Annotated in this window: 34 protein-coding genes; 24 read left to right on the top strand and 10 right to left on the bottom strand. The window is 70.8% G+C overall.

The annotated features are described in order from the left end of the window. Positions 1 to 86: 86 nt before the first annotated feature. The gene (locus ACFV3R_RS25150; protein ID WP_385587399.1) at positions 87 to 251 is read left to right on the top strand and encodes a hypothetical protein; all 165 of its coding nucleotides are present in this window, start codon (positions 87 to 89) and stop codon (positions 249 to 251) included. 232 nt (positions 252 to 483) lie between these two features. Here ACFV3R_RS25150 and ACFV3R_RS25155 read toward each other — a convergent pair whose 3' ends face one another. Beyond that, a complete protein-coding gene (locus ACFV3R_RS25155; RefSeq protein ID WP_385587402.1) occupies positions 484 to 708 on the bottom strand; it encodes a hypothetical protein in 225 nt (74 codons plus the stop codon). Positions 709 to 841: 133 nt separating this feature from the next. Then, positions 842 to 1,555 carry a hypothetical protein gene (locus ACFV3R_RS25160; RefSeq protein WP_385587405.1) on the bottom strand — a complete coding sequence of 238 codons (714 nt, stop codon included), beginning with the start codon at positions 1,553 to 1,555 and terminating at the stop codon, positions 842 to 844. A 234-nt stretch (positions 1,556 to 1,789) separates the two neighbouring features. Between ACFV3R_RS25160 and ACFV3R_RS25165 the strand changes: the two genes are divergently transcribed. Continuing rightward, on the top strand, positions 1,790 to 2,167 hold the full coding sequence (locus ACFV3R_RS25165; protein ID WP_385587408.1) for a hypothetical protein: 378 nt from the start codon (positions 1,790 to 1,792) through the stop codon (positions 2,165 to 2,167). Positions 2,168 to 2,426: 259 nt separating this feature from the next. Here the strand turns inward: ACFV3R_RS25165 and ACFV3R_RS25170 are convergent, their stop codons facing one another. From ACFV3R_RS25170 to ACFV3R_RS25190, 5 genes are all read right to left on the bottom strand, one after another. Continuing rightward, positions 2,427 to 3,131 (bottom strand): hypothetical protein, encoded by a 705-nt coding sequence (locus ACFV3R_RS25170; RefSeq protein WP_385587411.1) that lies wholly within the window; start codon positions 3,129 to 3,131, stop codon positions 2,427 to 2,429. A gap of 72 nt (positions 3,132 to 3,203) precedes the next feature. Then, positions 3,204 to 4,589, bottom strand: coding sequence for a helix-turn-helix domain-containing protein (locus ACFV3R_RS25175; RefSeq protein ID WP_385587414.1), 1,386 nt, complete (start codon positions 4,587 to 4,589; stop codon positions 3,204 to 3,206). A 239-nt stretch (positions 4,590 to 4,828) separates the two neighbouring features. Beyond that, on the bottom strand, positions 4,829 to 5,068 hold the full coding sequence (locus ACFV3R_RS25180; RefSeq protein WP_385587416.1) for a hypothetical protein: 240 nt from the start codon (positions 5,066 to 5,068) through the stop codon (positions 4,829 to 4,831). 244 nt (positions 5,069 to 5,312) lie between these two features. After that, a complete protein-coding gene (locus ACFV3R_RS25185) occupies positions 5,313 to 6,548 on the bottom strand; it encodes an XRE family transcriptional regulator (RefSeq protein ID WP_385587419.1) in 1,236 nt (411 codons plus the stop codon). Positions 6,549 to 6,744: 196 nt separating this feature from the next. Beyond that, positions 6,745 to 7,032, bottom strand: a complete 288-nt coding sequence (locus tag ACFV3R_RS25190; RefSeq protein WP_385587422.1) for a helix-turn-helix transcriptional regulator — start codon at positions 7,030 to 7,032, stop codon at positions 6,745 to 6,747. A gap of 187 nt (positions 7,033 to 7,219) precedes the next feature. Between ACFV3R_RS25190 and ACFV3R_RS25195 the strand changes: the two genes are divergently transcribed. The 18 genes from ACFV3R_RS25195 to ACFV3R_RS25280 all read left to right on the top strand — a co-directional run bounded on the left by ACFV3R_RS25195 (position 7,220) and on the right by ACFV3R_RS25280 (position 18,309). Further along, positions 7,220 to 7,753, top strand: a complete 534-nt coding sequence (locus ACFV3R_RS25195) for a hypothetical protein (protein ID WP_385587425.1) — start codon at positions 7,220 to 7,222, stop codon at positions 7,751 to 7,753. Continuing rightward, positions 7,750 to 7,995: a hypothetical protein gene (locus ACFV3R_RS25200; protein ID WP_385587428.1), complete on the top strand. Its 246-nt coding sequence runs from the start codon at positions 7,750 to 7,752 to the stop codon at positions 7,993 to 7,995. Before ACFV3R_RS25195 ends, ACFV3R_RS25200 begins: the two co-directional genes overlap by 4 nt. Further along, complete coding sequence (locus ACFV3R_RS25205) at positions 7,992 to 8,183, top strand: hypothetical protein (protein WP_385587431.1); 192 nt, start codon at positions 7,992 to 7,994, stop codon at positions 8,181 to 8,183. The genes ACFV3R_RS25200 and ACFV3R_RS25205 overlap by 4 nt, the downstream gene beginning before the upstream one ends. After that, entirely contained in the window at positions 8,180 to 8,434 is a 255-nt protein-coding gene (locus tag ACFV3R_RS25210; RefSeq protein ID WP_385587434.1) for a hypothetical protein, read from the top strand. Before ACFV3R_RS25205 ends, ACFV3R_RS25210 begins: the two co-directional genes overlap by 4 nt. Beyond that, positions 8,431 to 8,775 carry a hypothetical protein gene (locus ACFV3R_RS25215; RefSeq protein WP_385587437.1) on the top strand — a complete coding sequence of 115 codons (345 nt, stop codon included), beginning with the start codon at positions 8,431 to 8,433 and terminating at the stop codon, positions 8,773 to 8,775. Before ACFV3R_RS25210 ends, ACFV3R_RS25215 begins: the two co-directional genes overlap by 4 nt. A 57-nt stretch (positions 8,776 to 8,832) precedes the next feature. Next, positions 8,833 to 9,015, top strand: a complete 183-nt coding sequence (locus ACFV3R_RS25220; RefSeq protein WP_385587440.1) for a hypothetical protein — start codon at positions 8,833 to 8,835, stop codon at positions 9,013 to 9,015. A gap of 74 nt (positions 9,016 to 9,089) precedes the next feature. Further along, complete coding sequence (locus tag ACFV3R_RS25225) at positions 9,090 to 9,320, top strand: hypothetical protein (protein ID WP_385587443.1); 231 nt, start codon at positions 9,090 to 9,092, stop codon at positions 9,318 to 9,320. Positions 9,321 to 9,371: 51 nt separating this feature from the next. Further along, the gene (locus ACFV3R_RS25230) at positions 9,372 to 9,737 is read left to right on the top strand and encodes a hypothetical protein (RefSeq protein WP_385587446.1); all 366 of its coding nucleotides are present in this window, start codon (positions 9,372 to 9,374) and stop codon (positions 9,735 to 9,737) included. 16 nt (positions 9,738 to 9,753) lie between these two features. Further along, positions 9,754 to 10,200 carry an NUDIX domain-containing protein gene (locus ACFV3R_RS25235; RefSeq protein WP_385587449.1) on the top strand — a complete coding sequence of 149 codons (447 nt, stop codon included), beginning with the start codon at positions 9,754 to 9,756 and terminating at the stop codon, positions 10,198 to 10,200. Positions 10,201 to 10,234: 34 nt separating this feature from the next. Further along, on the top strand, positions 10,235 to 11,782 hold the full coding sequence (locus ACFV3R_RS25240; RefSeq protein ID WP_385587452.1) for a hypothetical protein: 1,548 nt from the start codon (positions 10,235 to 10,237) through the stop codon (positions 11,780 to 11,782). A gap of 80 nt (positions 11,783 to 11,862) precedes the next feature. Then, positions 11,863 to 12,129, top strand: a complete 267-nt coding sequence (locus ACFV3R_RS25245; protein WP_385587455.1) for a hypothetical protein — start codon at positions 11,863 to 11,865, stop codon at positions 12,127 to 12,129. Positions 12,130 to 12,287: 158 nt separating this feature from the next. Further along, positions 12,288 to 12,752, top strand: a complete 465-nt coding sequence (locus ACFV3R_RS25250) for a hypothetical protein (protein WP_385587458.1) — start codon at positions 12,288 to 12,290, stop codon at positions 12,750 to 12,752. A gap of 13 nt (positions 12,753 to 12,765) precedes the next feature. After that, a complete protein-coding gene (locus ACFV3R_RS25255) occupies positions 12,766 to 13,980 on the top strand; it encodes a hypothetical protein (RefSeq protein ID WP_385587461.1) in 1,215 nt (404 codons plus the stop codon). Positions 13,981 to 13,989: 9 nt separating this feature from the next. Beyond that, a complete protein-coding gene (locus ACFV3R_RS25260; protein ID WP_385587464.1) occupies positions 13,990 to 14,379 on the top strand; it encodes a hypothetical protein in 390 nt (129 codons plus the stop codon). A gap of 96 nt (positions 14,380 to 14,475) precedes the next feature. Continuing rightward, positions 14,476 to 16,527: a hypothetical protein gene (locus ACFV3R_RS25265; protein WP_385587467.1), complete on the top strand. Its 2,052-nt coding sequence runs from the start codon at positions 14,476 to 14,478 to the stop codon at positions 16,525 to 16,527. Positions 16,528 to 16,540: 13 nt separating this feature from the next. After that, complete coding sequence (locus tag ACFV3R_RS25270) at positions 16,541 to 17,059, top strand: hypothetical protein (RefSeq protein WP_385587470.1); 519 nt, start codon at positions 16,541 to 16,543, stop codon at positions 17,057 to 17,059. Between the two features lie 91 nt (positions 17,060 to 17,150). Then, positions 17,151 to 17,528: an ATPase gene (locus ACFV3R_RS25275; RefSeq protein ID WP_385587473.1), complete on the top strand. Its 378-nt coding sequence runs from the start codon at positions 17,151 to 17,153 to the stop codon at positions 17,526 to 17,528. 88 nt (positions 17,529 to 17,616) lie between these two features. Next, positions 17,617 to 18,309 (top strand): restriction endonuclease, encoded by a 693-nt coding sequence (locus tag ACFV3R_RS25280; protein WP_385587476.1) that lies wholly within the window; start codon positions 17,617 to 17,619, stop codon positions 18,307 to 18,309. A gap of 63 nt (positions 18,310 to 18,372) precedes the next feature. Here ACFV3R_RS25280 and ACFV3R_RS25285 read toward each other — a convergent pair whose 3' ends face one another. The 3 genes from ACFV3R_RS25285 to ACFV3R_RS25295 form a co-directional block, all read right to left on the bottom strand. Then, a complete protein-coding gene (locus ACFV3R_RS25285; protein WP_385587479.1) occupies positions 18,373 to 18,828 on the bottom strand; it encodes a DUF6233 domain-containing protein in 456 nt (151 codons plus the stop codon). Between the two features lie 259 nt (positions 18,829 to 19,087). Next, a complete protein-coding gene (locus ACFV3R_RS25290; protein ID WP_385587482.1) occupies positions 19,088 to 19,759 on the bottom strand; it encodes a hypothetical protein in 672 nt (223 codons plus the stop codon). Positions 19,760 to 20,236: 477 nt separating this feature from the next. Beyond that, positions 20,237 to 20,623, bottom strand: a complete 387-nt coding sequence (locus ACFV3R_RS25295) for a hypothetical protein (RefSeq protein WP_385587485.1) — start codon at positions 20,621 to 20,623, stop codon at positions 20,237 to 20,239. Between the two features lie 13 nt (positions 20,624 to 20,636). On the opposite strand from ACFV3R_RS25295, the gene ACFV3R_RS25300 reads away from it, so the two are divergent. Genes ACFV3R_RS25300 through ACFV3R_RS25315 form a run of 4 tightly spaced genes read left to right on the top strand, consistent with a single transcriptional unit; the run spans position 20,637 to position 23,737 of the window. Beyond that, positions 20,637 to 21,149, top strand: a complete 513-nt coding sequence (locus ACFV3R_RS25300) for a DNA-methyltransferase (RefSeq protein WP_385587488.1) — start codon at positions 20,637 to 20,639, stop codon at positions 21,147 to 21,149. After that, complete coding sequence (locus ACFV3R_RS25305) at positions 21,149 to 21,640, top strand: hypothetical protein (protein ID WP_385587491.1); 492 nt, start codon at positions 21,149 to 21,151, stop codon at positions 21,638 to 21,640. Before ACFV3R_RS25300 ends, ACFV3R_RS25305 begins: the two co-directional genes overlap by 1 nt. Before the next feature lie 41 nt (positions 21,641 to 21,681). Then, positions 21,682 to 22,206 carry a hypothetical protein gene (locus tag ACFV3R_RS25310; protein ID WP_385587494.1) on the top strand — a complete coding sequence of 175 codons (525 nt, stop codon included), beginning with the start codon at positions 21,682 to 21,684 and terminating at the stop codon, positions 22,204 to 22,206. After that, positions 22,190 to 23,737, top strand: a complete 1,548-nt coding sequence (locus ACFV3R_RS25315) for a terminase large subunit domain-containing protein (RefSeq protein WP_385587497.1) — start codon at positions 22,190 to 22,192, stop codon at positions 23,735 to 23,737. Before ACFV3R_RS25310 ends, ACFV3R_RS25315 begins: the two co-directional genes overlap by 17 nt. The last annotated feature ends 10 nt before the right edge of the window (positions 23,738 to 23,747 follow it).

Raw genomic sequence — 23,747 nt, forward strand, 5'->3', positions numbered from 1 at the left:
AGGGCCGTAGGCGGCTGGTGGCGCCCTCGTCAGGCCGGGCCGGGGCTGGTAGCAAGGTGGTGTCGTCGGGGGCGGGGAGGCAGACGGTGAACTTCGAGTTCGTGTGCGGGTGGTGCGGGGAGGAGAACGTCCTCTACGGCGAGCCGACGGGCTGGTGGCGTGAGCTGTACCGGGTGCCGGATGTGTGGGACTGCTGGTTGTGCGACGGCGCGAACACCACGCCGGATGGGCCGTGGACGCCGGCGGACTGACTGACCGTGCCTGATCGGCGTGGCACCGTCGGGATGCCGGCGAGGCGTGCCAGCCTGTGATCACACCCCGCCAGTCCGGGGATGAACCGCTCCTACTCCCGTTCGAGGTCGCGGTACCACCCCGCGTGTCCGGGGATGCAGCAGTACGAAGGCCCACCCCGACCGGGGTGGGCCTCGCTGCGTTCAGGCGCCAGGTCAGGCCAGACGCCCGTTGTGTCCTCGAGTGACCGGCTCAGGCCCCGTCGTCTTCCGTGGTCTTCCAGCCCTCGGGCGGCGGCCCTGCGGCGACCTGTGCCTGGGCCATGGCCACGTGGAGGTCTCCGAGGCGGGTGTACGCCTCGGCCTCGCGGTAGTCGTCGTGGTAGATGGAGTCGGCTGCGGAGTTGGCCAGCTCGTAGGCCCGTCGCAGGTTCTGGTGCGGGCCGGGGATGCCGGGCAGCGGGGGCAGGTCGGGCATGGTCTCCTCCTCGTACAGGGGCGCCGGCCGGTGCCGCGGCGCCTGACCGCATCCTCCCGCGACCAGCGAGCGCGTGACCGGCGTTTGATCAGGCTCTGCCCGGGACCGTGGCGCTAGCCCCGGACAGAGAGGGCTACCGAATCTGAAGGGGCTCCCACTCGACTGTGTACGGCCCGACGCGATACTCCAGCGCGTCCACCTCGAAGCGCACGTCGACTGTTGTCGGTCCGCTGCGGCGAACCATGAGCACAGGCCGGCACACGTCGGTCATCACCATCCCCGGGTGATCGGTGCTCTCCACCGACTTGAGCAGGGGCCGCGTCGGGTCAACCTTGTTCGCGACGGTGGTGTAGATGCTGGGGTAGTCGAGGTGAACGTCGCGGACGGCCCACATCAAGCGGTCACCCCACGAGAGGTCTTCGCGTTCCTCCTCCGAGTCCGCCTCAAGGACTGGCTGCTCCGGGTGGGAAGTACCGATCCGCTCGAAGCGTTCGACCACCAGCAGTTCCGGCATCCGTCCTCGGATCAGTGTGCGTCCCCGGGCGTTGATGTCGTCAGGGGTGGGGTTCGGCTTCGTGTCGATGAGCAGGGTCTCGGGGACGCGGGCCGGGGGGTAGCCGGTGAACAGGACGGTCGGGATGCCGGCCTCGGCGGCGTGCACGGCGATGTCCCGACCGATCTTGGCTTCCCTGCTGCCGCGCTCGGCGACGAAGCCGGCCTTGTACCGGTAGGTGATCGCGGCCAGCTCCGTCAGTTGGGGCCACGGGGTGGGGATGATGGCCCGCGCGCGTTTCTGGCGGTCTTCCACGAATTGCTGCCGCATCTCCTCGACGCTCTCCTGGTCCACAAGATCCCTTCCGTTGCTTCTGACCTGCGACGCCTTCTGCCGGTCCAGTACACCTATCGTGGCCTGCCAGACCGGCTGCTGGGGGCCGAACGGGCTACGGCGCGGGCGCTAGGAGTCGTAGGTCGCCACGGACGTGTGGTCCTCCCGCGCGGCTGCGCTCAAATCCCCGGCCCGGACCGGTACGGACCCCACACTGGCTGGGACATCGCCCCCGACCCCGTAGAGAGCACCGAGATGACCGGCGACACCGCCACCGTGCCCGACCTGGCCCGAACCCTGCTGGAGGGCGTCGGCAACGAGGCCGTCAACGCCGCCGTCGGCCTGCTGGCCGCCCACCAGGACGGCTTCTGGCTGCGCGAGCTGCTGGAGCCGGACGGCGCCCTGGCGAGCGCCGTGACCCGGGAGGAGGGGCGGCCGTGGGTCGAGTGGGACGCAGTCGGCGCGCTGATCGATCACGGTCTGCCGCAGTCCTCCAGCGAGATCGCGGTACTGGCCGTCGCGGCGTCGATCGCCGGCCAACACCGCGTGAACCTCCACCGCGTCTTTCGCTCCATCGACAACAGCGACATCAAGGCGGTGGTCACCGCGCTGACCACCGGCTGCATCTTCTGATAGGTCGGACCCAGCAGAAGCGCCTCAAACGCGCGAAGGACTCCTCAGTCTCGTGACGAGAGGTCAGTGCCGCCGAACTCCGCACAGGCAGCGCAGTCGGCCGAGGGCCTACTGGATGGGCGCTAGGAGACGCAGGCGCGGACGTGCCGGCTCCGACCGCTGCCCACCGCCCTCGTGGCTGACCGGCACCAAATCTTCCTGCGCTCCGGGGAAGTCTGAGGGGCCTTCCTGCGGAACAGGGAGGCCTTGGCGGTGACGGTCATGCGGACTCCAGCGGGGCAGAGGCCAGCAGCCCGAGGGATGCTACGTACTCGTCGAGCGCGGCGGCGAAGGTCGGCAGGTCTTCCTCGTCGGCTCCGTCCTGGACGAAGCTGAAGAGACGCGCTCGAAGCTCCCACACGGTCATGCGTCCTGAGTCATTGCAGTCGCCCTCCTGGGCACCCTCGACGGCGGCAGGACACGGAAGACCCGCTTCTTTGGTCACCTCGTACCTGAAGCGCTTGGGCATCGCCAGTGGTCCTCCTCGTTCAGAGAGCTGGTACAGAACGAAGGACGCCGTCGACTGAGCGACGTTGCAGGCTTGCGCTATCTGGCTGGCTGAGAGCTGTGTTCCCGCCCAGTACGGCCCCTCGGCGATCCCAGTGAGAATGTGGACCCGCACCGCGTTCTGGTCGGAGGTCGCGTCGTAACGCCGTTCGCCTCTCCTGGAGCGGCGCCAGGACATGTCGTACAGAGGCTTCTCGGTCGCCGTAGCGGCCTCTTCAGCAGCGAGGGCGCTGGCGCGGTTGTCGTGCCACTCGACCGTCTTGGACGCGACCAGGTGCCACCAGGGCTTATCCAGGGCGTGCTGCTTCCAGCGGACCTTGGGTCTGACGGCGATACCGAGGTAGAGGAGTTGGCCGTCCTCGGCGAAGAGTCGGTAGAGGCCGGTGCGCTCGTTGGCGTGCATGTAGGGGTTGGTCATGAAGAGGACCTGCTCTCCTGGCGGCGGTGCCGGCGGGCCCAGTAGACCCGCCGGCACTGACAACGGTGTGGGTCAGAACGGGGCGAAGGCGGGCTGCTGGAGCTGCTCGGCTCCCTCAGCGCGACAGTCCTTGCACACGCCCGGCTCCGGCGCCCGGAAGGCGTGGTCGCAACGGTCACAGTTCTGCATGGGGTCAACCTGCCGGCGGGGTACCGGTACAGGCGTCGCTTGTCCCTCTACGGACCTCGCAGGTGGCTCCTGGCCGTCCTGGGTCCGCTCGTGCTCCCGAGCCGTCTGACGGGCCGCCAGACGCTCCGGGCACACGTTGCAGGGAGTGCCGTCGTCGACGTCCGTGCCGTTCTCACACCGCGGGTTCGGGCAGCCCCACTTGTCGTCGCGGCCGTACTCACGGATCAGGTCCAGTGCGACACCGACCGGCTTGCGGATCACCTCGCCGCTGGCCAGGCGAAGCGCCCAGCCGTGGACGTCCCACCGCCACGCGATCCGCTCAGCGAGCTGCGTGGCAGTCCGGTGCTGTGGGGTGTCCTCGGCGAGCGCCTTCACGATGCCGTCAGCCACCACCTCGATCCACGGCACCTCCAGCTCGGCCGGGAAGCCGGCCATGACCGTGCGGATCTGGGCCCACTGCTCGCGGCTGTAGCGCTGCTTCAGAGGGGAGGGCTTCGTCTTGCCGGACGCGGCGGAGCCGCTCCCCACGCGCGCACGTACCCCACCGTCAGATGGCCTACGGCCGTCCGGAAAGACGTCGTCACCACTGTGGGAGGGGGCTGAGGGTTCAAGGGGTGACACTGGCGTCACCGGCGGGGGTGACACAGGTGTCGTAGGCCCCGGTGACATGTCTGTCACCCCCTCCTGCCCTGCGGGAACGTCCTCAGGGGCATCGCCGTCGCTCTCCCGAGAGGCCTCCTGAGCGGCCTTCCGCGAGGCCTCCGCGGCCTTCTTCCCTCGCCGCGACTTCGACTCCTCGATCGCCTCCGCATGAGCCCGAGCGATCTCGGCGCGCCGAACCGCCTCCTGCCGGGCCGCCTCATCCTGAATGAGAGCCACCGCGGCTGCCGTGCCATCCCGGAACGAACCCTCGGCCGGCGCCTGCGCCCACATCTCCTGCCGAACCTGCCGCGGGGTGACGATCTGCGGGAACGGCACCCCGGTGCCGCCGTACTCATCCCACGGTCCGTGAAGCTGATACCGGTTTGTGGTCTGCGAACCGTCTGCCCGGAAGTTCTCGCGGTCCGAGATGAAGCCACGCTCACGCAGGTAGGCCAGCGCGCGCTGCACCGTGCGCTCCGACTTCTCCATCTCCGCAGCGATCAGCGGCACGGATGGGAAGCAGGTGAAGCGTTCGTCGGCACGGTCGGCCAACCGGCCATGGACGAACTTGGCGCCGAGGTCGCCGACCTTCAAGGTGATGCTGTAGTTGTACGCCTCGATACTCACGCGACCGCCTCCGCCGTGCGAAGGATCACGGTCACAGAGCGGGGACGCCTTGCGGTGAAGACAAGAGGTAGCGGTACCCTGCACATGCGGGTAGCCCCCTTCTGAACGAGTGGGACCTGTTGATGCGGCGAGTGGCTGCTCGCCGTGTTGCGCTTCGGACGGTCGGTGAGCTGGAGACTCGCCGGCCGTTCTGCGTATCCGGGGCCCTGCGCGGCTCCCGGCAACGCCCGGTATGCGGGTCACCGGGAGACCCGCGACGCCTGGGGGCCAGGGTCTGTATGCGGATGCTCTTCGAAGAACGCGATGAACGGTTCGGTCGCCATGACCGTGGCGCCAGCCAGCTCCCAGTACTGGTGCCGCCGCCCGGGACCGAACGGCCACGCGGGATGGTGATTGGCGATGTAGCGGATGCCCTGGTGCGTGATGTGCTGGACGATGCCGAGGTCCATGAGGAGCCAGGCGCCGCTCTGGAAGGTCACCGCTGGGGGAAGGTTGCTGCGGGATACCTCGGGAGGCATGCGGGTGCTCGATTCCGCTGCCCACCACCCGCTCGCCTGCTAGTGACGGTCACCAGTAGGCTTCCGGGCGTGGACAGCTCTGAGATGGGCGTTCACGGGTTTCGGCGCCGCTGCGAATCGCGCCGGTACTCAGGCGGTCGATCGGGCTCCACCCCGGTCGGCCGCCGCTTCGTTCACGGCGGACCACGCATCGCGCTCCTCCTCATCACGCCGCCCTCAGTTCCTGAAGATGCTGGACGAACTCCTGGGCCTCCCCCTCGGCAGGGAAGCGCTCCATCAGGACACTGCCGAGGTCACCCGAGACCATGGCCAGGCTCGGCAGGGAACGCCTCTGCCCGTCGAGGGCCTGCTGTCCATACGCCAGCGCGGTGTCGAGGTCGCCCTCGCGGGCAGCCACCGTGCCGAGCGTGACTCGGGCCTCCGCGTTCCGCATCGGTGAGCGCTCCGTCCCGTCCCAGTCGATGCCGGTCCGCAACACCTCCCGCGCCAGGGACTCCGCGCGCCGGTTCTCTCCGACTCGCCGATAGCAGTCCATGGCGTAGAAGTCCCACTTCGCCGGGTCAACGACGAAGTGGTTCTCGATGTTGTCTGGGTACGGGAACGTGTCGAGCAGCCGTCGGCCGGCGTCCAGCGCCACCTCGGTCTGCTGCCGGTCCCCGATCCGGGCCCACGCCTTCGCCTTCTGCGCCCACAGTTGCACCGCGACCAGCTCATGCGGCGCCGCGGCGATACCGGCGTCCGACGCGGCGATCACGCCACGCAGGTCGCCGGCGGTCAGCGCGAACCAGGCGCGCATCTCGTAGGCCCAGCCCTGAATGCCCAGGTGGCCCGCCTCGCCGCCCAGGTTCAGTGCGGCCTGCCGAGTCGCCTCGGCGTTGCCCCGCTGACCTGAGTCGTACTCGACGCAGCCGACGAGCAGCGCGAGCTGCCCAGCGAGGGCAACGATCTGCCGGTGCTGGGCGAGGCTGATCCGTTGGTGCTGCATGTTTGCCACACGGTTGAGCCAGGCTCGCCCCTCGGTAAGGAGCTGCTCGGCTGGCATGTACGCGTACTCACAGCACAGGCGGTCGACGGTGATGGCCAGCGCGTCGAGCGTGCCCTGGTCGATGTCCGAAGCCCGCATGCGGGCCACGATGTCGGCGGTGTCCAAGCCAGAAGCAGCGATGATCTCCGACCGGCCATCGCGCCGCGGGTTGGCGATGGGGAACATGGCGTACCGCGCGGTCCCGAATGTCGCGGCGATGTGCTCCGCGTACTGGTCGGGAAACGACTCGCCGGACTCCCACCGCTTCCACTGCCTGAGCAGGGAGTCCTCTGAGGTGTCGGCCTGTGGGCCAGCCAGCCGCGCGTGCAGGGCACGGACGGCTTGACGCTGGGACCAGCCGCGAGCGGCGCGCTCGGCGACTATGCGCCGAGCCCAGTCGGGGCGTTCGTCTGTCACGGCAACTCCAGGGGTCTGGGGAGTGGCGAGTCTGACACGGGCGGTAGTGCTCTGGGGGGTGACATCGGGGGGTGACATCTGGATGCCCCCACCACCTGTCACTTACCGGTGATGCCTCATCAGGTGTGTCGTGAGCAGCAGAAGTTGACCACCTGCTGGAGGTTGCCATGAGCGCGCGAACTGCTGCTGAGGGGCTTCACTGTCCAGTCTCCTCGGGGGGATGCCCTTCAACGCCCTTCTCCTTCTCTCGCTTCTTCTCGAGGTCGGTCCGCTGGCCTGGCCGCAGCACGCGATTGTTGAAGAACTCGTCGACTTCCTGCCGGCGGTACCGGATGCGGGTGCTTCCGGGTGACAGCACTGGCCGTGGGAAGTCCGGGTTCTCGCGTGCTAGGCGGCCGACGTACTGGCGGCTGTGTCCCCGGCGCGCTGCGATCGCGGGGATGGTCTCCAACTCCTCTTCCTCTCTCTCTGGCTTGTCGGGCACTGCATCTCCTCAGATCTTAGCGCCAACCTGGTTGCAATGGAACCAAGGTTGTGCGAGTCTTTTTCTAGCAACGCAGAACGGCCCCGAACCAGCGCTTGCCGGATCGAGGCCGTGTGTCCGTAGCGAAGGTGAGAGCTCGCTGCGGATACGAACCGCCCTACCTGCCGAAACCAGGAGGCAACTCGTCATGAGCAAGTCTGCCATGGGCGCACGCAGCGCCACCATTGGGCGCCCTTCGCGCCCCCACCCCTCTCAGCCGGACGCGTTCCTGTCCCTCGTCGCCGACCGGGGGCCGCGTGCCCCTCGCGTTGACGAGCAGGCGCGCCGCAACGCCGCCGCCGTCCGTGACCTGACCCGGGCGCTGACCGCGATCGTCGAGCAGTACCTCACCACCAACCCCGACATGGGCGCCCCGATCGGTGCCCTGAGCGTGACCGGCACCCGCGGGAACCTGGTCGGCGGTGTCCAGGTGGACGCCAACCTCGCGGCGTTCCTGACGGAGAAGCTCACGGTCGCTCTGAAGTTGGCCACCGGTGAGCTGGTCGCGGTGGAGCTGCCGTGGACGGACGCCGCCGCGACCGCCACCGAGTCGGCGACGGTCTCCCCGTCGATCGACGAGGCGCTGACCGCCCTGGCCCGCGAGACCGGCGTCATGCCCGGCGAGCCGGAGCCGACCCACACCCGCCCCGCCCTCGCGGTCCTCGCCGGGGGTGCCCGATGAGCATCGCCACCATCTCCACCACCGCCGGCCTCGCCTTCGTCGCCCTCAGCCTCATCACCTGGGCCCGCCACGGCGCCGGTTCCGCCAGCGCCTTCCGCCTCTCCCTCGCCCTGGCCCTGCTCGCCGTCGCCTTCTCCCGCCGGCACCTGGCGATCCTCACGTGGGTCGACGTGGCCCTGTCCATCGCCGCCGCGGTGACCGCCCTGCGCTACATCCGCCAGGAACGGGAGGCCACGCGATGACCGCCACCGGAACCCCCAACCCCTACGACGCAGACCTCCTCGCCGCCGTCGAGTCCTCCTTCATCGGCCTCACCGAGGACGACCTGGCCATGGACCTCATGGACAACGCCGCCGACCTCGACGCCGCGTTCTGGGCCCTCAGCTTCTTCGCCCGCGACCTGGGCTTCACCGTCGAGGAGGAGCTGTGACCACCACCCTCACCCCCACCGACCGGGCCGCCGCCGAAATCGGCGACCGCGCCCCCGGCACCTACTACTACAACCCCGCCGGCACGTTCGAGGTCATCGCCGTCCACGGCCCCGACGAGGCCCGCATCCTCACCGGCCGCACCGGCGCCCTGTGGGCCGTCACCACCCGGCACCTCGCCACCGGCCACATCGAAACCCACTCCCGCGCCTGGACCACCTCCGACCACGCCATTCCCCGGGGGCAGCAGTGATCCGCGATCTCGACACCGACATCCACCAGCTCGCCGACGAGGTCGCCCAAGGCGGCCACCACTACGCCGCCATCGCCGGCCACCTCCTCGCCATCCACGACACCCCCGTCACCACCGGCGACCAGGCCGCGGGCGACATCCTCACCCTCGCCGGCGAGGAGTCCGTCATCGCGCTCATCGCCCTCGTCCTCGAAGGCCGGGCCCGCACCACACCGGTCATGTCCCGGCAGGCCCGGGACCGGCACCCGGCGCAGTGCGCCCTCGCCAGCCTCACCGCCGAGCTGACGGCGCTGGCCGTGTCTGGGCGGGCGGATGACGCGGCCGTGCACATCAACCCCTGACCATCCCTTCCCGCGGGGCCCGACCTGGGCCCGCACCACACCTCAAGGAGAACTGACATGCGCCCCACCGACTGGTCCATCCGCCTCGTCAGCGGCGACCTCGTCCAGCGCGCCCAGTACAGCGCCGACGATGTCCAGCTTCACGTCACTGACCACGGCGTCATGGTCCGCACCCTCTACCCGACAACGGAGACCACCTACCCCTGGCACCAGATCGCGAGGCTCGAGAAGACCTTCTGACCACCCACCAGCCGGGGCCCGGTCGAGCCGACAGGCCGGGCCCCGCACCCACCCGATCAGACAGGAGACACCCAATGGCACTCCCCGCCTGGCTCACCTCCCGAGTCCGCGCCGACGCCGCACTCGCCACCGCCCACGCCCGCCAGACCGCCACCGACATCCACGCCCAGGGCCGCGACCACTACGACGACCCGACCTGGCTGGCCGCCATCGCCGACGCCCACCGCGCCGTCGACAAGGCCCTGGAGATCGGCATCGACCCGCACGACTTCCTCGACGCCTCCAAGGCCCGGCCCACCACCTAACCCTCACGGGCCCGGCTGGCCGCCGGGCCCCACACCAGACAGGAAACCGCCGTGCTTGCCCTCTTCCGCCGCCCGCAGCCCCAGGAGCCCACCGTGACCGCGCAGCCCAGCGAGACCGAGCAGACCGCCAAGCCCACCGACACCGCCGTCATGCGCTTCCTCACCCTCGGCGGAGCCACCGTCGACGTGCGCGCCACCCGCTTCACCACCCGCTGGCTCCGCCCCGGCCCGCCCTACGCGGCCCGCCAGCCCTACGAGACCAACGGGTTCCAGTGGGAGTGCGGCGGCTGCGGCGCTTACGGCCGCGAGGGCGACACCTACAACGACCCGAACTACCGCGAGCAGCGCGAGGCCAGGGAGCACGCCAACTCCCACGCCGAGAAGTGCCGCGCCCTGCCCCGCCCCACCACCGCCTGACCGACAGGAGCCCGCCGTGACCACCAGCGTCGACACCACCGACTGGCACGAGAACAACGAACGCCCCTACTACACCGCCGACGTCGTCTGCATCCGCGACGGCCACATCCTCACCATCCGCCGAGGCTGGCCCCCGCACCAGGGTTCCCTCGCTCTCCCCGGTGGTCACGTCGACGCCGGCGAGGCCTCCCGCGCAGCCGCCGTCCGCGAACTGCTGGAGGAGACCGGCGTCCAGGTCGCCGAGGACGACCTGACGCTCCTCGGCGTCTGGGACGCCCCCGACCGCGATCCCCGCGGCCGGTACGTCACCGTCGCCTACGCCGCCACCGTCCCCACCGGCACCACCGCCCGTGCCGGGGATGACGCCGCCGCCGTCGAGTGGGTCCCCCTCGACAACCCGGGCCCGCTCGCCTTCGACCACAACCAGATCGTCGCCGCCGCCCAGCAGCAGTTCACCGCCTGACCGACAGCCCGCACCGACAGGAGCACCGATCGTCATGACCGCCACCCCGGCCACGGAGCCGACCCAGCCCCTCGTCATGGGGGAGTGGCAGCCCCTGCCCGGGGCCACCCCCCACACCCCCCAGCCCACCCCCAAGACCACCCGCCGCGGCACCGGCCCCCTCACCAAGCTCGCCGCCACCCTCACCACCGCAGCCGGCCTCTACACCGGAGTCGGCGGCCCCCTCCACTACCTCACCCTCAACCCCCTCGCCCGCCACATCGCCCTCGGCATCGCAGCAGCAGCCGCCCTACTCCTCCTCACCACCGTCCTCGCCACCAAGTTCCGCGGCCCCGACGTCGAACTGCCCACCGCTGGCCGCGCGGCCGTCACCATCGGCGCCGTCGTCTGCACCGGCGTCGGACTCAACACCGCCTGGCACTTCACCTTCAGCGCCCTCGGCATCACCGACACCTTCACCCGCGTCTCCCTCTGCGGCACCGGCGAAATCGTCCTCCTCTCCCTCGCCCTCGCCGCCCGCGACAACCTCCGCATCAAGCAGGCCACCGGACTCCCCGGCACCCTCGTCTGGATCATCACCGCCTTCCTCGCCGTCCCCGCCTACACCGAAGGCGCCGACACCGCTCACGGCTTCTGGCAGGCCCTCGTCGCCGGCACCTGGCGCTCCGTCTTCGGCCCCGTCGGCGCCGCCCTCCTGTGGCACTTCGCCATGGGCCTGGAAATCCGCGCCGCCGACGCCACCGCGAAGTCCATGGGCGTCGCCGCCCGCATCGCCCGCCGCCTCGGACAGCGCCTCCTCGTCCGCTTCGGCATCGGCGAAGAAGACACCACCGCCAGCGAGCTGCTCGCCCGCCGCGCCCGCACCCAGGCCGCCAACCTCGTCGACCGGTACGCCAACCTCTACTCCTGGGCCCAGAAGAGCCCCTACGGCCGATGGCTCCGGCGCCGACTGCGCTCAGCGCTCCGCACCGCCGGCGTCTCCGCCGACCCGACCAAGAAGGCGCTCCTCCTCGAAGACCTCGCCGTATCCGCTCACGCTCCCGCGCTCGCTCAGCTCAAGCACAACAACCCCTGGACGCTCACACCCGTGAGCGCCCCCGAGCGAGCGGCGCTCACTCCTAGCGAGACGCCCACCCACTCCACCGACGCTCAGCCCACAGCCCCCGCGGTCGACGCTCAGAGCGCGCCCACGCTCACCACCGAGACGACCCCGAGCGCGCCCATCGAGACCGCGAGCGTGCCCGCCCGCACCGCTGAGCGCACCACGGTGAGCGCGCCCATCGAGCGCGCTCACAAGCACAACACCGCAGCACACCATGTGAGCGAGCGCCCGAAGGGTGACGCTCAGAGCGCGCCCAGCCTCAGCGACCGCAAGGCGCTCAAAGAGCAGCAGGACGCGCTCACGCTCAAGCTCTACAAGACGCTCGAGCGGCGCCCGGAGTGGACCGAGATCCGCGACGCGCTCACCGCTAAGGGCCTGGCCGAGGTCTCCCGCCCCACCGCTCAGCGCATCCGCGAGCGCGTCGAGAGCGCCCACTCAGAGCTCCTCAGCGAGCGCCCGGCGCTCACCGCCAACGAGTGACACGCGAAACGGCCCGTCCCGGGACCTAGCCGGGGCGGACCGCCCACCCAACCTACCCCGTTGACCGTGAGGAGACCGCAGTGACCACGCAGACCGCCCCCTGGACCAACCCCCCGAAGCGCGAGAAGACCCTCCGCCGGCGCCGCGCCGAGAAGCTCGCCCGCCGCGCCGAAAGCTGGGGCCGCCGCCTCGAGGAGGCCCGCACCGAAGGCCCGGACGTGGTCACCGCGGTCGCCTTCGACCGGCTGCGCGCCGCCTTCGACCAGCTCCCTGGCAGCCTCCGCGACCGGGCCTACGAGGCCGCCACCGTCGCCCTGGACCGGGTCCGCGAGACGCACACCGAGTAACCGCCGAGCTGTGACAAGCCCTGTGACAAGGGCTGTGACACGTCACTCCCAGCCCCACCCGTACGGCCGCGCGCACCCGCGCGCGTGCGCGCGCGAGGATACGACGCTCCGTAACTGATCGTCAAGCCGCCACCATCTCCCCGAAAGGACCCATAACCATGATCGAGACCGCTGTGAGTGCCGCCGCCGGAGGGGCCTGCGCCGCCGGCGCCACCGTCCTCTACGTCTCCGAGAAACTCCCCGGCCTGAAGCGGGCCACCAACAAGCTCCACACCGACCGGGCCCAGGCCCTCCTCATCATGACCGCGTCCGCCGCCCTGGTCTCAACCCCGGCCGGCGCCTGGTGGAACCACACCATCAACGACCTCAACGACTGGACAACCGGCATGGTCGGCGAGTGGACGGGCCTGGTCGTCACCGCCCTGCCCGCCCTGATCGCGGTCCCGATGTTCGTCAACGACCTGCTGACGAGGAAGGTCGAGCACCGCACCCGCATCCTCGGCGCGGTCATCCCGGTCCTCGCGGCCACCATCCCCGGACCCGTCGGTCACGGCGTCCAGTCCGTACTCGGCTGGGTCGTCTCCACCATCGGCCAGCTCGTCGGCGCCGCATTCGGCGCCTGAGAGGACAGCCACCGTGATTGAGCTGCTGCTGCTCGCCGCCATCGCCTACGCCGGCGCCCGCGGCGTGGAGTCCCTGGCGGGGACCACCGACCGCCGACACCGCGACAAGACGGCTGAGAAGACGGTCATCGACCTCGCCAAGGGCGGGGACAAGACGGCGCGGATGCCAGGCCCGACGGAGAAGGGCGGCACCTTCTCCAATGCTGCTCCTCGCTCCTCCGCCCTTGGTGGGAAGGCAGCGGTGCCGCTGGCCACCCTCACCGAGACCGGCGCCACCATGTGGGGCGCGATCCTGGAGGGCTACCGCACCCGGTGGCCGGAGATCCGCGCCGAGCGTCGCCAGCACATGGCGGAGCGCGCCGAGAGGCGCAAGGCGGAGCGGGAGAAGACCGCGGCGGAGCGGAGGGCCGCCGAAGCCGTCGCCAAGGCCGGGCCGCCCCCGTCGTACCCGCCGGCTCCGGCCGAGATGCCGAAGACCGAGCCCGCGGCCGAGCCCGTGGCCGTCGAGGAGACGAAGGAGCCGGCCGCCGCGGTGCCGGGCCCCCGCACCTCCGATGAGGACCGCATCGCGGCGGCGGAGAAGCGCGCCGCGGCTGCCGAAGAGCGCGCCCGCACCGCCGAACGCGAGGCCGCCAACGCCAAGGTCCTGGCGGCGCAGAAGGAAGCCCGGGAGGCCAAGGAGCGGGAGGCCGCCGCCCAGGAGCGGGCCCGCGCCGCCGAGGCCCGCGCCGCTGAAGACCGCACCCACCAGCCCGACAGCGCCGGCGAGACACCTGCCGGCCGCCCCCACCTCACCCTCGTCCCCACCCTCGACAAGACCGGAGTCGACATGGCCTCCTCCCCGCACACCCTCATCCCCGAAGTCCGCACCCTCGACGGCCTCCTCAACACCCTCGCCCTGGTCCGCGCCATGGCCGAGATGCGCGCCGAGGAAGCCGCCGCCATCGCCGGCGACGACCTGGCCCTGTCCAACCGCCTCGACGAGATCGAAACCGGCCTGACCGCCGAGGACGTCGACCCCGCCACGCTCGCCGACCTCGCCGAGCTGCGCGAGTCGATCGCCAACCAGTCCAAGGCCGCCACCTCCTACTCCGGCACCGCGAAGGACTCCGCCGACATCGCGCAGGCCGTCGCCGAAGCGGCGCACAAGGCGCACGGCGGCATCGCCGAGGCCATCCAGTCCTCGCCCATCGAGAAGGCCGCCCAGGCCGGCTACTACAACCGCTAAGGAGCCCCGATGCCCATCACCGCCATCCCCGAGGTCGACAACCACACCTCCCTCCTTCAGGCCCTGGGCGTGATCCGGCTGGAGGTCGAGTGCCGGCAGGAGGACGTGAACAACCTCGCCGCCTGGTCCGGTGAGATCAGCGAGCGCATGCAGGGCGTCACCGCCGAACTCGCTGCGCTGAACGTCGACGCCACGACCATCGGCAACATCGCAATGCTCGCCGACACCCTGGCCGGGTCGACGTCCTCGGCGGTGGCCTACAAGGCCGCGACCGACACCTCCGTGCAGCAGGCCGAGGTCGCCGCCCGCACCGCCCGCCGCGGCCACGACCTGATCCAGGCGGCTGTCGACGACGCCGAAGTCCCCATGGCGAAGAACTCCTTCTACGCCGCCGAGTAGCAGCCCCGGTGCTGCCTGTCGCCCCCAGCACCGTCTGGGGGCGGCGGAGAACACCGGGCCCTTCCACTACCGCCCGCACACCTGAGAGGAACTCCGATGACCACCAAGAAGAAGACTGCCAAGGGCCCGTACTTCGACCTGACCCCCGACAATGTCGACGCCTTCCTCGCCGCCGCCCGCGGTCAGGAGACCCCGGGGACAGCGAAGAAGAAGACCGTGAAGGAGAAGGCGAAGGACAACAAAGCCCGCCTTGCGGTCACCGCCGGAATCGCCAGCCTGGGCACCACCGGTGACCTGCTCTCCGCCGCCCCTGACGGGTGGAAGACCGCCCTGGCCATGGGGCTGGCCGGCACCGCTGCGGCGGGCGCCTGGGCCCACCTGCCGGGCCTGGTGCGCTGGCGCGGCCAGTGGCTGCCCGCCCGCATCCTGCCGTCCCTGACCGAGCAGCGCATGGGCCTGTCGATGCCGCTGACCGGCGGAGCGCTGCTGACCACCATGGCCGCCACCGGCGGCCCGGAGTGGGGCGAAAACCCCTGGTGGGGCTTCTCGCTGGTGTGGTCGGCGGTCTACGGCACGTGGGTGTGGCGCCGCTGGGGACGCCGCCCCGCAGCCGCCACGGCGCCGAAGCTGACCCAGCAGATGCTCGACTGGGAGCAGTACGCCGCCGCGGCTGACGGGCCCTACCCCAAGTCCAAGCTGCTCTCGCCGATCGCCACCCCCGACGGCGGCTGGTCCGGCGAGATCCAGGCCCCCCGCGGCAAGTCCTTCAAGATCGCATCGATGGACGATGTCCTGTCGTCCATCGGCGTCGAGGACCCCGACCTCGTCGCCCTGGAGAAGATCGGTCCCCGCACCGGCCGCATCACCGTCTTCACCGTGAACCCTCTCAAGGAAGGCTCCCTGTTCGGTGACGAGCACGTCGTCAACGTCGAGACGGGTCTCGCGCCGATCGGCGTGTACTACGACGGCGCGCCCTCCCACTACCGCTTCTGGCTCCCTGGTTCCGGAGCCGTTCACGACTTCATCACCGGCACCTCCGGCTCCGGCAAGTCCCGCACCGTCGATGCTCTCCTCGCCATCGAGCGTCGCTCGCCGTTGATCTGCTCCATCGTCATCGACCCGCAGGAGGGGCTGTCCCTCCCGGACTGGCCCGACGCGGTCGCCGCGTTCGCCCCCGGCAACGCACTGGGCATCGTCGCCCTTCGCGCCGCCCACGCGATCATGAAGGAGCGCGGCAAGCGCTACAACCGCCTGAAGTGGATCGACGACAAGGGCCGCGAGCGCATCGGCCGTGCCTTCTTCGTCCCCGGCGACCCCGACCCGCTGCTCTGCCTCACGATCGAAGAGGCCCACGACATCCTCAACGACGAGGAGCACGGCGAGGAGGCCGTCAAGCTCATCGCCGACATGGCCAAGGAAGCCCGCAAGGTCGGCATCAAGATCCGCGTCTGCAACCAGTCCCCGAACGCCGACGAGCTGGGCGGCAAGACCCTGATCCGCGACATCCTCCAGGGCGGCAACAACCTCGTCCTGCGCTCCGGGAGCAGCGCCACCGGTAAGCGGGCCGCCGGAACCGCCCTCGGCGACATCGACCCAGGCGCCATCCCCCGAGAGTTCGCCGACGGCACCTCCACCGGCGGCCTCGGCTACCTCGCCGGCCCCGACAACCGATCCGCGATGTGGCGCGCCCCCTACGTCGAGGACGCCTTCGGCCTGGCCCACGAGGGCGAGACCACACCCATCGAGCCGGCCAGCATCGACGCCCTGCCGATCGTGCGTCACCTGCTGGACGAGCACGCCCTGATGCTCCAGTGCCGCAACGATGGCGTTGAGTACGTCTACGACCCGGCCCGCTTCACCGAGGCCGAGGCACCGGCCCAGGCGAAGGTGCCGATGCAGAAGACTGCCCCGGTTCCCGCCACTCCCGGAGCGCCGAAGGGCACCGCGGGCCGCATCGTCGAGTACCTCCTGCGCCACGGAAAGCCAACCGCCCCCGCCCTCATCGCCAAGGCCCTCGGACTGCCCGGCCCGCAGGTCCGCACCGCCCTGAAGCGCATGAAAGACGACCCCGCCACCCCCGTGATCAGCCTCGGGCACGGCACCTGGGTCCACACCGCCCACGCCGACAACTACGCCACCGCCGCCTGACCCGGAGCCCAGCGTGACCACCAACCCCGACCAGAAGCAGCCCGTCAACCGGTTCGCCCCCGGCATGCCCGACGGCCCGCCCATCAACCTCCCCGACGCCCTGCCCGACAGCTGGGGCGAACCCGCTCTCGACCACACAGGTCAGCGCGAACCCGTCATCTACATCCCAGACGCCTACGGCCGGATGGTCCCCATGCCCAAGTCCCACTTCACCGCCGTACCGGCCGCGGCCCCCGCACCCGCACCAGCGCCACGGACCGGCGTCGACCCCCGCGCCCAGATCCTCCTCGCCACCGGCCCGGCCGCCGCCGGCATCGGCTGGGGAGTGGGGGAGGCCGTCAACGCCGCCTCCGGCGTCGGCACCGGCACCGCCCTCGTCCTCGCCGCCGCTGTCCTCGCCGCGAAGGTCTTCGGCCGCAAGACCATCAACCACGTCGTCAACACCACCACGGTCAACGCCAACGTCTCCGCCTCCTGGTGGGGCAAAGCCAGCGCCCCGACGAACGTCACCACCAACACCACCAAGCGGTGACCGGCCAACCCGCCACCGCACCCGACACCAGAGCCCCCGGCACCCACAGGGGACCGGGGGCTCAGCCACGCCCACACCAAGGAGAAACCCCATGCCCGTCACCGTCACCAGCTTCGGCTACCTCCACGCCCCCGCCCCCGAAGCACACCTCACCGCCGACCTCCGCACCCACTTCCGCGACCCGCACGTCGCCCCTGAACTGCGCCACATGACCGCCCACGACCAGGCGGTGCGCGACGCCGTCCTGAACACCCCAGGCATCCCCGCCGTCATCGACGCCCTCACCCACGCCGTCCACGGCTACCTCGCCGGGCCCTCAACCGGGCCCACCGCTGTCGCCGTCGGCTGCGCAGGCGGCCGGCACCGCGCAGCGACAGTGGCCGCCGCCCTCCACCAGCGCCTCACCGACGCCGGCGTCCCGGCGCACCTCGTCCACCGGGACCTGCACCGGCCGGTTGTCGCCCGGTGACCACGACCGGATCGAGCCAACCCTCACCGACCCGGCGACGCGACCACCGGCACCCATCGACACTGATCACAGACCACAGGGGGACACCATGGCCACACCCACCCGACGCCGGCGACCCGCCTCACGCACCCGCCGCCCCGCCGCGCGCACCACTCACAGGCCCTACCGGCGCCCCGCCCGTCGCAGGCGCCAGCAGACCAGCCTCGGCGGCGCCGCCCTCGCCGCCGCGGTGATCATCGGCTTCTTCTACGCCTACCCGGCCCTCGCCCTCACCCTCCTCGTCCTCGCCGCGGCCGGCGGCACCGCCTGGTTGCTGCACCGCACCGGGCGCCTCCACCTCCCCGCCCGCCCCGCGGCGACCGGCACCACCGGCTTCGCCTACTCGGTCGCCGCCTACCAGGCCATGAGCCCCACCGGATTCGAGCACGCCATCGCCGACCTCGCACGCCGCGACCCCAACGTCCACACCGCCACCGTGCAAGGCGGCGCCAACGACCGCGGCCTCGACGTACTCGTCCAACTCCACGACGGCCGCCGCATCGCCATCCAGTGCAAGCGCTACGCCACGTCCAACCGCGTCGGAGCCCCCGTCATCTACACCGCCAACGGCACGTTCCGTGACTACCACCGCGCCGACCAGGCCGTCATCGTCACCACCTCCGGCTTCACACGGGACGCCGAGCGGGCCAACGCTGAACTCGCCCGACCCCTGACTCTCATCGACGCGCGGCGCCTGACCCGCTGGGCCAGCGGAGGACGACCGCCCTGGCACCACGGCTGACCGTCGGCCCGCACGACAAAGCCCCCGCCCTACACCCGGGACGGGGGCTGCTTCATGCCCGCCTCACGCCGGGTCGTCCACCGATATGCCCAGGCGCAGCTCCGGTCGGCAGAACGGACACGGGCCCACGCCCTCCCGCAGTGCGCGCACGGCCTCCTCCCGGGACAGGCTCCGGGCGGCGCCCTGCTGCCCGCAGTCCCCGGCATGCACCCGCACCGGCGTCCGCGCGGCACCGCTGAGCCGCTCCACCTCCAGCACCCACTCCGGCTGCACCGGCACCCCCGCCGGCGGACCACCCCGACGGCCGCGGGGTTCCCGCCCGTGACCGCCGCCATGCCCCGGACCCATCCCCGGCTCTGCGTCCGCGGACCGGCCACCGGACGCCGCGGCGATCGCCTCCTGCACCCGACCGATTTGCACCTCCAGATACCGGCCCACCGTCGCCGTCTCCCGGTACTGCCGAAGCAGCCACGCCTCGATCTGCCGCAGGCGCTCCACATCCGCAGGAAGCTCGCTCATGTGTTCGAGTCTAGGTGTGTGCGGTAGGCCACACCACACCTGACCTGCGCAGGGGGAACACACGCCAGACAGAACCGGGGCCGTGCACCACCATCAGGAGTGCACGGCCCCGCCGCCGAGCCGTAGTGTCCCCGCGCCGCGGCGAGAGGGCGCGGGCCGTGCCCAACGACGTGCGCCCCCGTGACGGGCTCAGGCGCACCGCCGGCCGTGGGCAGACGGCCCGGCCGCGGCCCCGCCACACCCCCAGGCGGGGCCGCCCCTACTTCACCGGCTTCCACGTCCCGCAGCCACGCGACGTGAACTGCCCATCCGACGCCCGCACCGTCACCGTCATCGCCCGCGCACTCGTCGCGTACTGGTTGGCCAAGATGCCCCCGCCCGACGACGTCCGCTCCCAGTAGCAGCCATCATCCGGGTCCGTCGTCCGATACGTGCCCGGAGCGATCTGCTCCAGGAAGTCCTTCGGCTTGGCCTTCACCACGTACGTGCCGTCGGTGTAGGTGTGCACGAAGTCCCCGCCCAGCGCCTTCCGCACCGCCGGCCACCACTTCGAGCACAGCCCCGGCATGCCGGCCTTCAGCGCCTGCCGCTCGTCCGAGTCCGGCGTCTGCGACACCATGAGCCACTCGGCCGGGTCGTTGCCGTGCGCCTTCTGGACCGACATCGACTCGCAGATGTCGTCCACGTAGGCCGACGCCGTGTCCCCATCCACCAGCCAGCCCTTCGCGTCGGCCAGCTTGTCCAGACGGCCTGCCGGGGTGTCCGGCCACGTCTCCTCCGGCGTCGGCTCCTCCGACGGTTCTGCCGTCTTGCTCGCCGGGGCCGGCCTCGCCGACGCCTTGCCGTCCCCCTGCCCCGTACCCGAGCAGCCACCCAGCGCCAACACCGTCGCCGCGCACACGGCAGCGGCCCCCACCCGTCGTCTTCGCATGCCCGGAGGATCGCACCATCTGCTCGACAGGGGGAAGGAAACCGACGAAACCGGGGATCATGGGCGGTAGGCGCGGGGCCTGACAACAGCGCAACGAGACAGTGGGAGCCTCGACCGCCAATGCCTGAGACCGACAGCGCCCAATACCAGCGCACCGTAGATGTCCCACTCGACGAACTCACCTCGTTCCCGGGCAACGCCAAACGTGGGGACGTCGAAACCATTCGTGCCAGCCTGCGCCGCAACGGCCAGTACCGCAGCCTCGTCGTCCGCGAAATCCCCGGTGGGCCCCTGATCGTCTTGGCGGGCAACCACACCATGCAGGCACTCGCCGCCGAAGGCCACCCCACCGCACGCTGCGAGATCGTCCGCTGCGACGAGGGCACCGCCCGCCGGATCAACCTGGCCGACAACAGAACCGCCGAGCTGGGCGACTACGACCGCGACGCCCTCGCCGAGCTTCTCTCCTACCTGGACTCATACGAAGGCACCGGCTACACCCAGGAAGACGTCGACGCTCTCCTCTACGTCCCCGAAGAACCCGAAGCCCTCACCGACCCCGACTCCCTCCCCGAGCCCCCCACCGACCCCATATCCAAGCCCGGCGACGTGTGGCACCTCGGCCCCCACCGCCTCCTCTGCGGCGACTCCACCGACATCGCCGCCGTTGAAGCCATGCTCGACGGCGACCGCGCCCACTGCATGTGGACCGACCCGCCCTACGGCGTCGACTACGTCGGCAAGACCAAGGACGCCCTCACCATCCAGAACGACGGCGCTGACGGCCTCCCCGAACTCCTCGCCGGCGCCTTCGCCGTCGCCACCGCCGCCCTCAAGCCCGGCGCCCCCGTCTACATCGCCCACCCCCCCCGGCCCGTTGTCGCTCGACTTCGCCAACGCCTTCCTCCAAGCCGGATGGGACCTCCGACAGAACCTCATCTGGGTCAAGGACGCACTCGTTCTCGGACGCTCCGACTACCACTACCGGCACGAGCCGATCCTCTACGGCTTCACCGACCCCGAACCCGGCTCCGGACGCCTCGGCCGCGGAGGCGACCGCTGGTACGGCGACAACGCACAGACCAGCGTCCTCGAAGTGGCCAAGCCCCCGCGCAGCGAGGACCACCCCACGATGAAGCCCGTCGAGCTGATCACCCGCTGCCTTGCCAACTCCTGCCCGCCCGGCGGCATCGTCTACGAGCCGTTCGGCGGCTCCGGCTCCACCCTCATCGCCGCCCACACCACCGGCCGCCGCGCCCGCCTCGTGGAGTTGGACCCGCGATACGTAGACGTCATCTGCCGCCGTTACCAACTGCACACCGGTACCCAGCCTGTCCTCGAGTCCACCGGCGTACCGCACAACTTCACCCAGGGTGAGGCGGACGACTGATGCCCGCGTCCAAGGCAAAGCAAGCTCAGACAGCAAAGCGCCGCGCGGACGCCATCCGACTGCGTCTCGCTGGCATGGATTACGAAACAATCGCCGAGCGCCTCGGCTACGCCAGCCGCGGCGCCGCCTCCAAGGACCTCTGCCGCGCCTTCGACGCCTTCCGCGCCGAAGAGGAAGCCGCAGTCGAGACATGGCGCGAGATCGAGGCGCAGCGCCTAGACCGTCTACAAGCCGCAGCCTGGCCCGCTGCGGCCAAGGGTGACCTGAAGGCCATCGAGACCGTTTTGAAGGTCATCGCGCAACGCTGCAAGCTCCTTGGCCTAGACGCCCCCGTGCGCACTGAACTCTCGGGACCGGACGGCGGAGCTATCCCCCTTGGCGGTGGCACCCTGGACGAACTGCACACGCTCATCAGCATCACTGGTAGCAGCGACGATGCCGGGCTGGCTCCCTCAGACGAGGGCAACAGCGAAACCTCAACTGGTGAATGATGAACATGGCGCGGGGCCCATCACCATCAGAAAGCACCACCATGCCTGCCAGCAAACTCCAACAAGACGAGACCAGGCAGCGACGCACCGTCCTCCTACGCCTGCGCCGCCAGGGCGTGCGCTTCGACGACGAGCGCATCCTCGCCCTCGGCTACGCCAGCCCCAACGCCGCCCGCAAGGACGTCACCCGCGCCCTCAAAGCCCACTACGACGAGGAAGCCACCGAGGTCACCGTCTACCGGCAACAGGAGAACGAACGCCTCGACGCCCTCCTCGAAGCCGCCTGGCCCCGCGCCACCACGCCCACCCCGGTCTTCAACCGCGACGGCGAGCAGGTCGGCGAGGAACTCGACATGCGGGCCGTCGACACCGTCCTGCGCCTCATGGACCGCCGCGCCAAACTCAACGGCCTCGACGCCCCCGTCCGCACCGAACTCTCCGGCCCCGACGGCGGCGCCGTGCCACTGGGCACCGGTGCCCTGGCCGAACTCGACCAGCTCATCGCCATCACAGGAGACACCCCGACCGCCGACCCCGCGGGCGACGCCGGTGACCACAGCGACTGACAACCCCCTCGAGGGCGCGCTCCTCGACCACTACCGCACCCTCCCCGCCAGCGAGCGGCGCCGTATCGCCGCGGCCGCCAGCCCCGAGGTGCGGCTGCGCCTGGCCTGGGTGGAGCGGCAGATGGCCATGGACCGCTCACCCGGCTCCCTCGCCGCACTGCTCACCGTCGGAAAGGAGATACAGGCCCCCCACCTCGACATCATCGACCGCATCTACCAGCGCATCGCGGCCGGCGAGCGCATCCGCGCGATGGTGACCATGCCTCCACGCGCTGGGAAGTCCCGCCGCACCTCTCGGTGGGGGCCCGTCTGGTATCTCCGACGCCAGCCCGACCACCGCATGATGCTCGCCTCCTACGCCGCGCACCTCGCCGACGACCACGGCCGCTGGATACGCAACACCATCACCGAGCACGCCCCCACCCTCGGCATCAACCTCCGCTACGGCTCCCAGGCCGCCAACCGCTTCGACATCGACGGCCACGAAGGCGGCATGGTCACCGCAGGCGTCGGAGGCCCGCTGACCGGCCGCGGCGCACACGTAGCCTGCGTGGACGACCCCTTCAAAGGCGCCGAGGACGCCGGCTCACCCACCCAGCGCGAGCGAGTGTGGGACTGGTGGCAGTCCGTCCTCCTCACCCGCCTCGAACCCCAGGGCTCCGTGCTCCTCGTGAACACCCGCTGGGACGACGACGACCTCTCCGGCCGACTCCTGAAGGAAGAGCCCGAGGACTGGATCGTCATCGACCTGCCCGCCCTCGCCCTCTCCGAGAACGACCCGCTGGGCCGAAAGGTCGGCGAGGCGCTGTGGCCGGACCGGTACAGCGCCGAGGACTACGCCCGTATCCGCAAGAGCGTCGGCGAGCGCGTGTGGTGGGCCCTCTACCAGCAGCAACCCCGCCCCCTCGAAGGCGGCGTGTGGCAGTGGGCGTGGATCACCGCCAACCGCATCAGCCCCGCAGCCTTCCGCGGCATCGACCTGTCGCGCATCGTCGTCGCCATCGACCCCTCCGGCGGCGCCGGCACCGCCAACGACGAGACGGGCATCGTCGCCGCCGGTCGCACCGCCGACGGGGAGCTGTACGTCCTCGCCGACCGCTCCGGCCGGCACGGTGCCAACGCCTGGGGCCGCGAAGCCTGTCTCCTCGCCGTTGAACTGCACGCTGACGCCCTGGTGGTGGAGACGAACTTCGGGGGCGACATGACGCGGCAGGTGCTCGTCCAGGCGTGGCAGGAGCTGGAGCGCCAGGGCCTGACGCAGGGGATGCCGATGCCGCGGATCGTGGAGGTCAACGCCAAGCAGGGCAAGCGCCTGCGCGCGGAGCCGATCGCACAGCTCTATGAGCAGGGCCTCGTCCACCACGTGGGGGAGTGGCCGACGCTGGAGACGCAGATGGTGACGTGGCTGCCCGGCATGGACTCCCCAGACCGCATGGATGCCGCCGTCCACGCCCTCACCGAGCTGGCAGACCCCTCCACCGACCTTCAGGTCGGCAGCTACAGCCGCCGCACGCCCCGGGGGCGCCGCTGACCCAGCAGGG

This window comes from Streptomyces sp. NPDC059740, assembly GCF_042733155.1.
In the GTDB taxonomy this organism is placed as follows: domain Bacteria; phylum Actinomycetota; class Actinomycetes; order Streptomycetales; family Streptomycetaceae; genus Streptomyces.

Excerpts from the sequence above, each read along its gene's own strand:
- ACFV3R_RS25155 (WP_385587402.1), bottom strand. The coding sequence starts at position 708 with ATGCCCGACCTGCCCCCGCTGCCCGGCATCCCCGGCCCGCACCAGAAC.
- ACFV3R_RS25165 (WP_385587408.1), top strand. The coding sequence starts at position 1,790 with ATGACCGGCGACACCGCCACCGTGCCCGACCTGGCCCGAACCCTGCTG.
- ACFV3R_RS25170 (WP_385587411.1), bottom strand. The coding sequence starts at position 3,131 with ATGACCAACCCCTACATGCACGCCAACGAGCGCACCGGCCTCTACCGA.
- ACFV3R_RS25195 (WP_385587425.1), top strand. The coding sequence starts at position 7,220 with ATGAGCAAGTCTGCCATGGGCGCACGCAGCGCCACCATTGGGCGCCCT.
- ACFV3R_RS25200 (WP_385587428.1), top strand. The coding sequence starts at position 7,750 with ATGAGCATCGCCACCATCTCCACCACCGCCGGCCTCGCCTTCGTCGCC.
- ACFV3R_RS25205 (WP_385587431.1), top strand. The coding sequence starts at position 7,992 with ATGACCGCCACCGGAACCCCCAACCCCTACGACGCAGACCTCCTCGCC.
- ACFV3R_RS25220 (WP_385587440.1), top strand. The coding sequence starts at position 8,833 with ATGCGCCCCACCGACTGGTCCATCCGCCTCGTCAGCGGCGACCTCGTC.
- ACFV3R_RS25225 (WP_385587443.1), top strand. The coding sequence starts at position 9,090 with ATGGCACTCCCCGCCTGGCTCACCTCCCGAGTCCGCGCCGACGCCGCA.
- ACFV3R_RS25240 (WP_385587452.1), top strand. The coding sequence starts at position 10,235 with ATGACCGCCACCCCGGCCACGGAGCCGACCCAGCCCCTCGTCATGGGG.
- ACFV3R_RS25250 (WP_385587458.1), top strand. The coding sequence starts at position 12,288 with ATGATCGAGACCGCTGTGAGTGCCGCCGCCGGAGGGGCCTGCGCCGCC.
- ACFV3R_RS25260 (WP_385587464.1), top strand. The coding sequence starts at position 13,990 with ATGCCCATCACCGCCATCCCCGAGGTCGACAACCACACCTCCCTCCTT.
- ACFV3R_RS25265 (WP_385587467.1), top strand. The coding sequence starts at position 14,476 with ATGACCACCAAGAAGAAGACTGCCAAGGGCCCGTACTTCGACCTGACC.
- ACFV3R_RS25275 (WP_385587473.1), top strand. The coding sequence starts at position 17,151 with ATGCCCGTCACCGTCACCAGCTTCGGCTACCTCCACGCCCCCGCCCCC.
- ACFV3R_RS25280 (WP_385587476.1), top strand. The coding sequence starts at position 17,617 with ATGGCCACACCCACCCGACGCCGGCGACCCGCCTCACGCACCCGCCGC.
- ACFV3R_RS25285 (WP_385587479.1), bottom strand. The coding sequence starts at position 18,828 with ATGAGCGAGCTTCCTGCGGATGTGGAGCGCCTGCGGCAGATCGAGGCG.
- ACFV3R_RS25290 (WP_385587482.1), bottom strand. The coding sequence starts at position 19,759 with ATGCGAAGACGACGGGTGGGGGCCGCTGCCGTGTGCGCGGCGACGGTG.
- ACFV3R_RS25305 (WP_385587491.1), top strand. The coding sequence starts at position 21,149 with ATGCCCGCGTCCAAGGCAAAGCAAGCTCAGACAGCAAAGCGCCGCGCG.
- ACFV3R_RS25310 (WP_385587494.1), top strand. The coding sequence starts at position 21,682 with ATGCCTGCCAGCAAACTCCAACAAGACGAGACCAGGCAGCGACGCACC.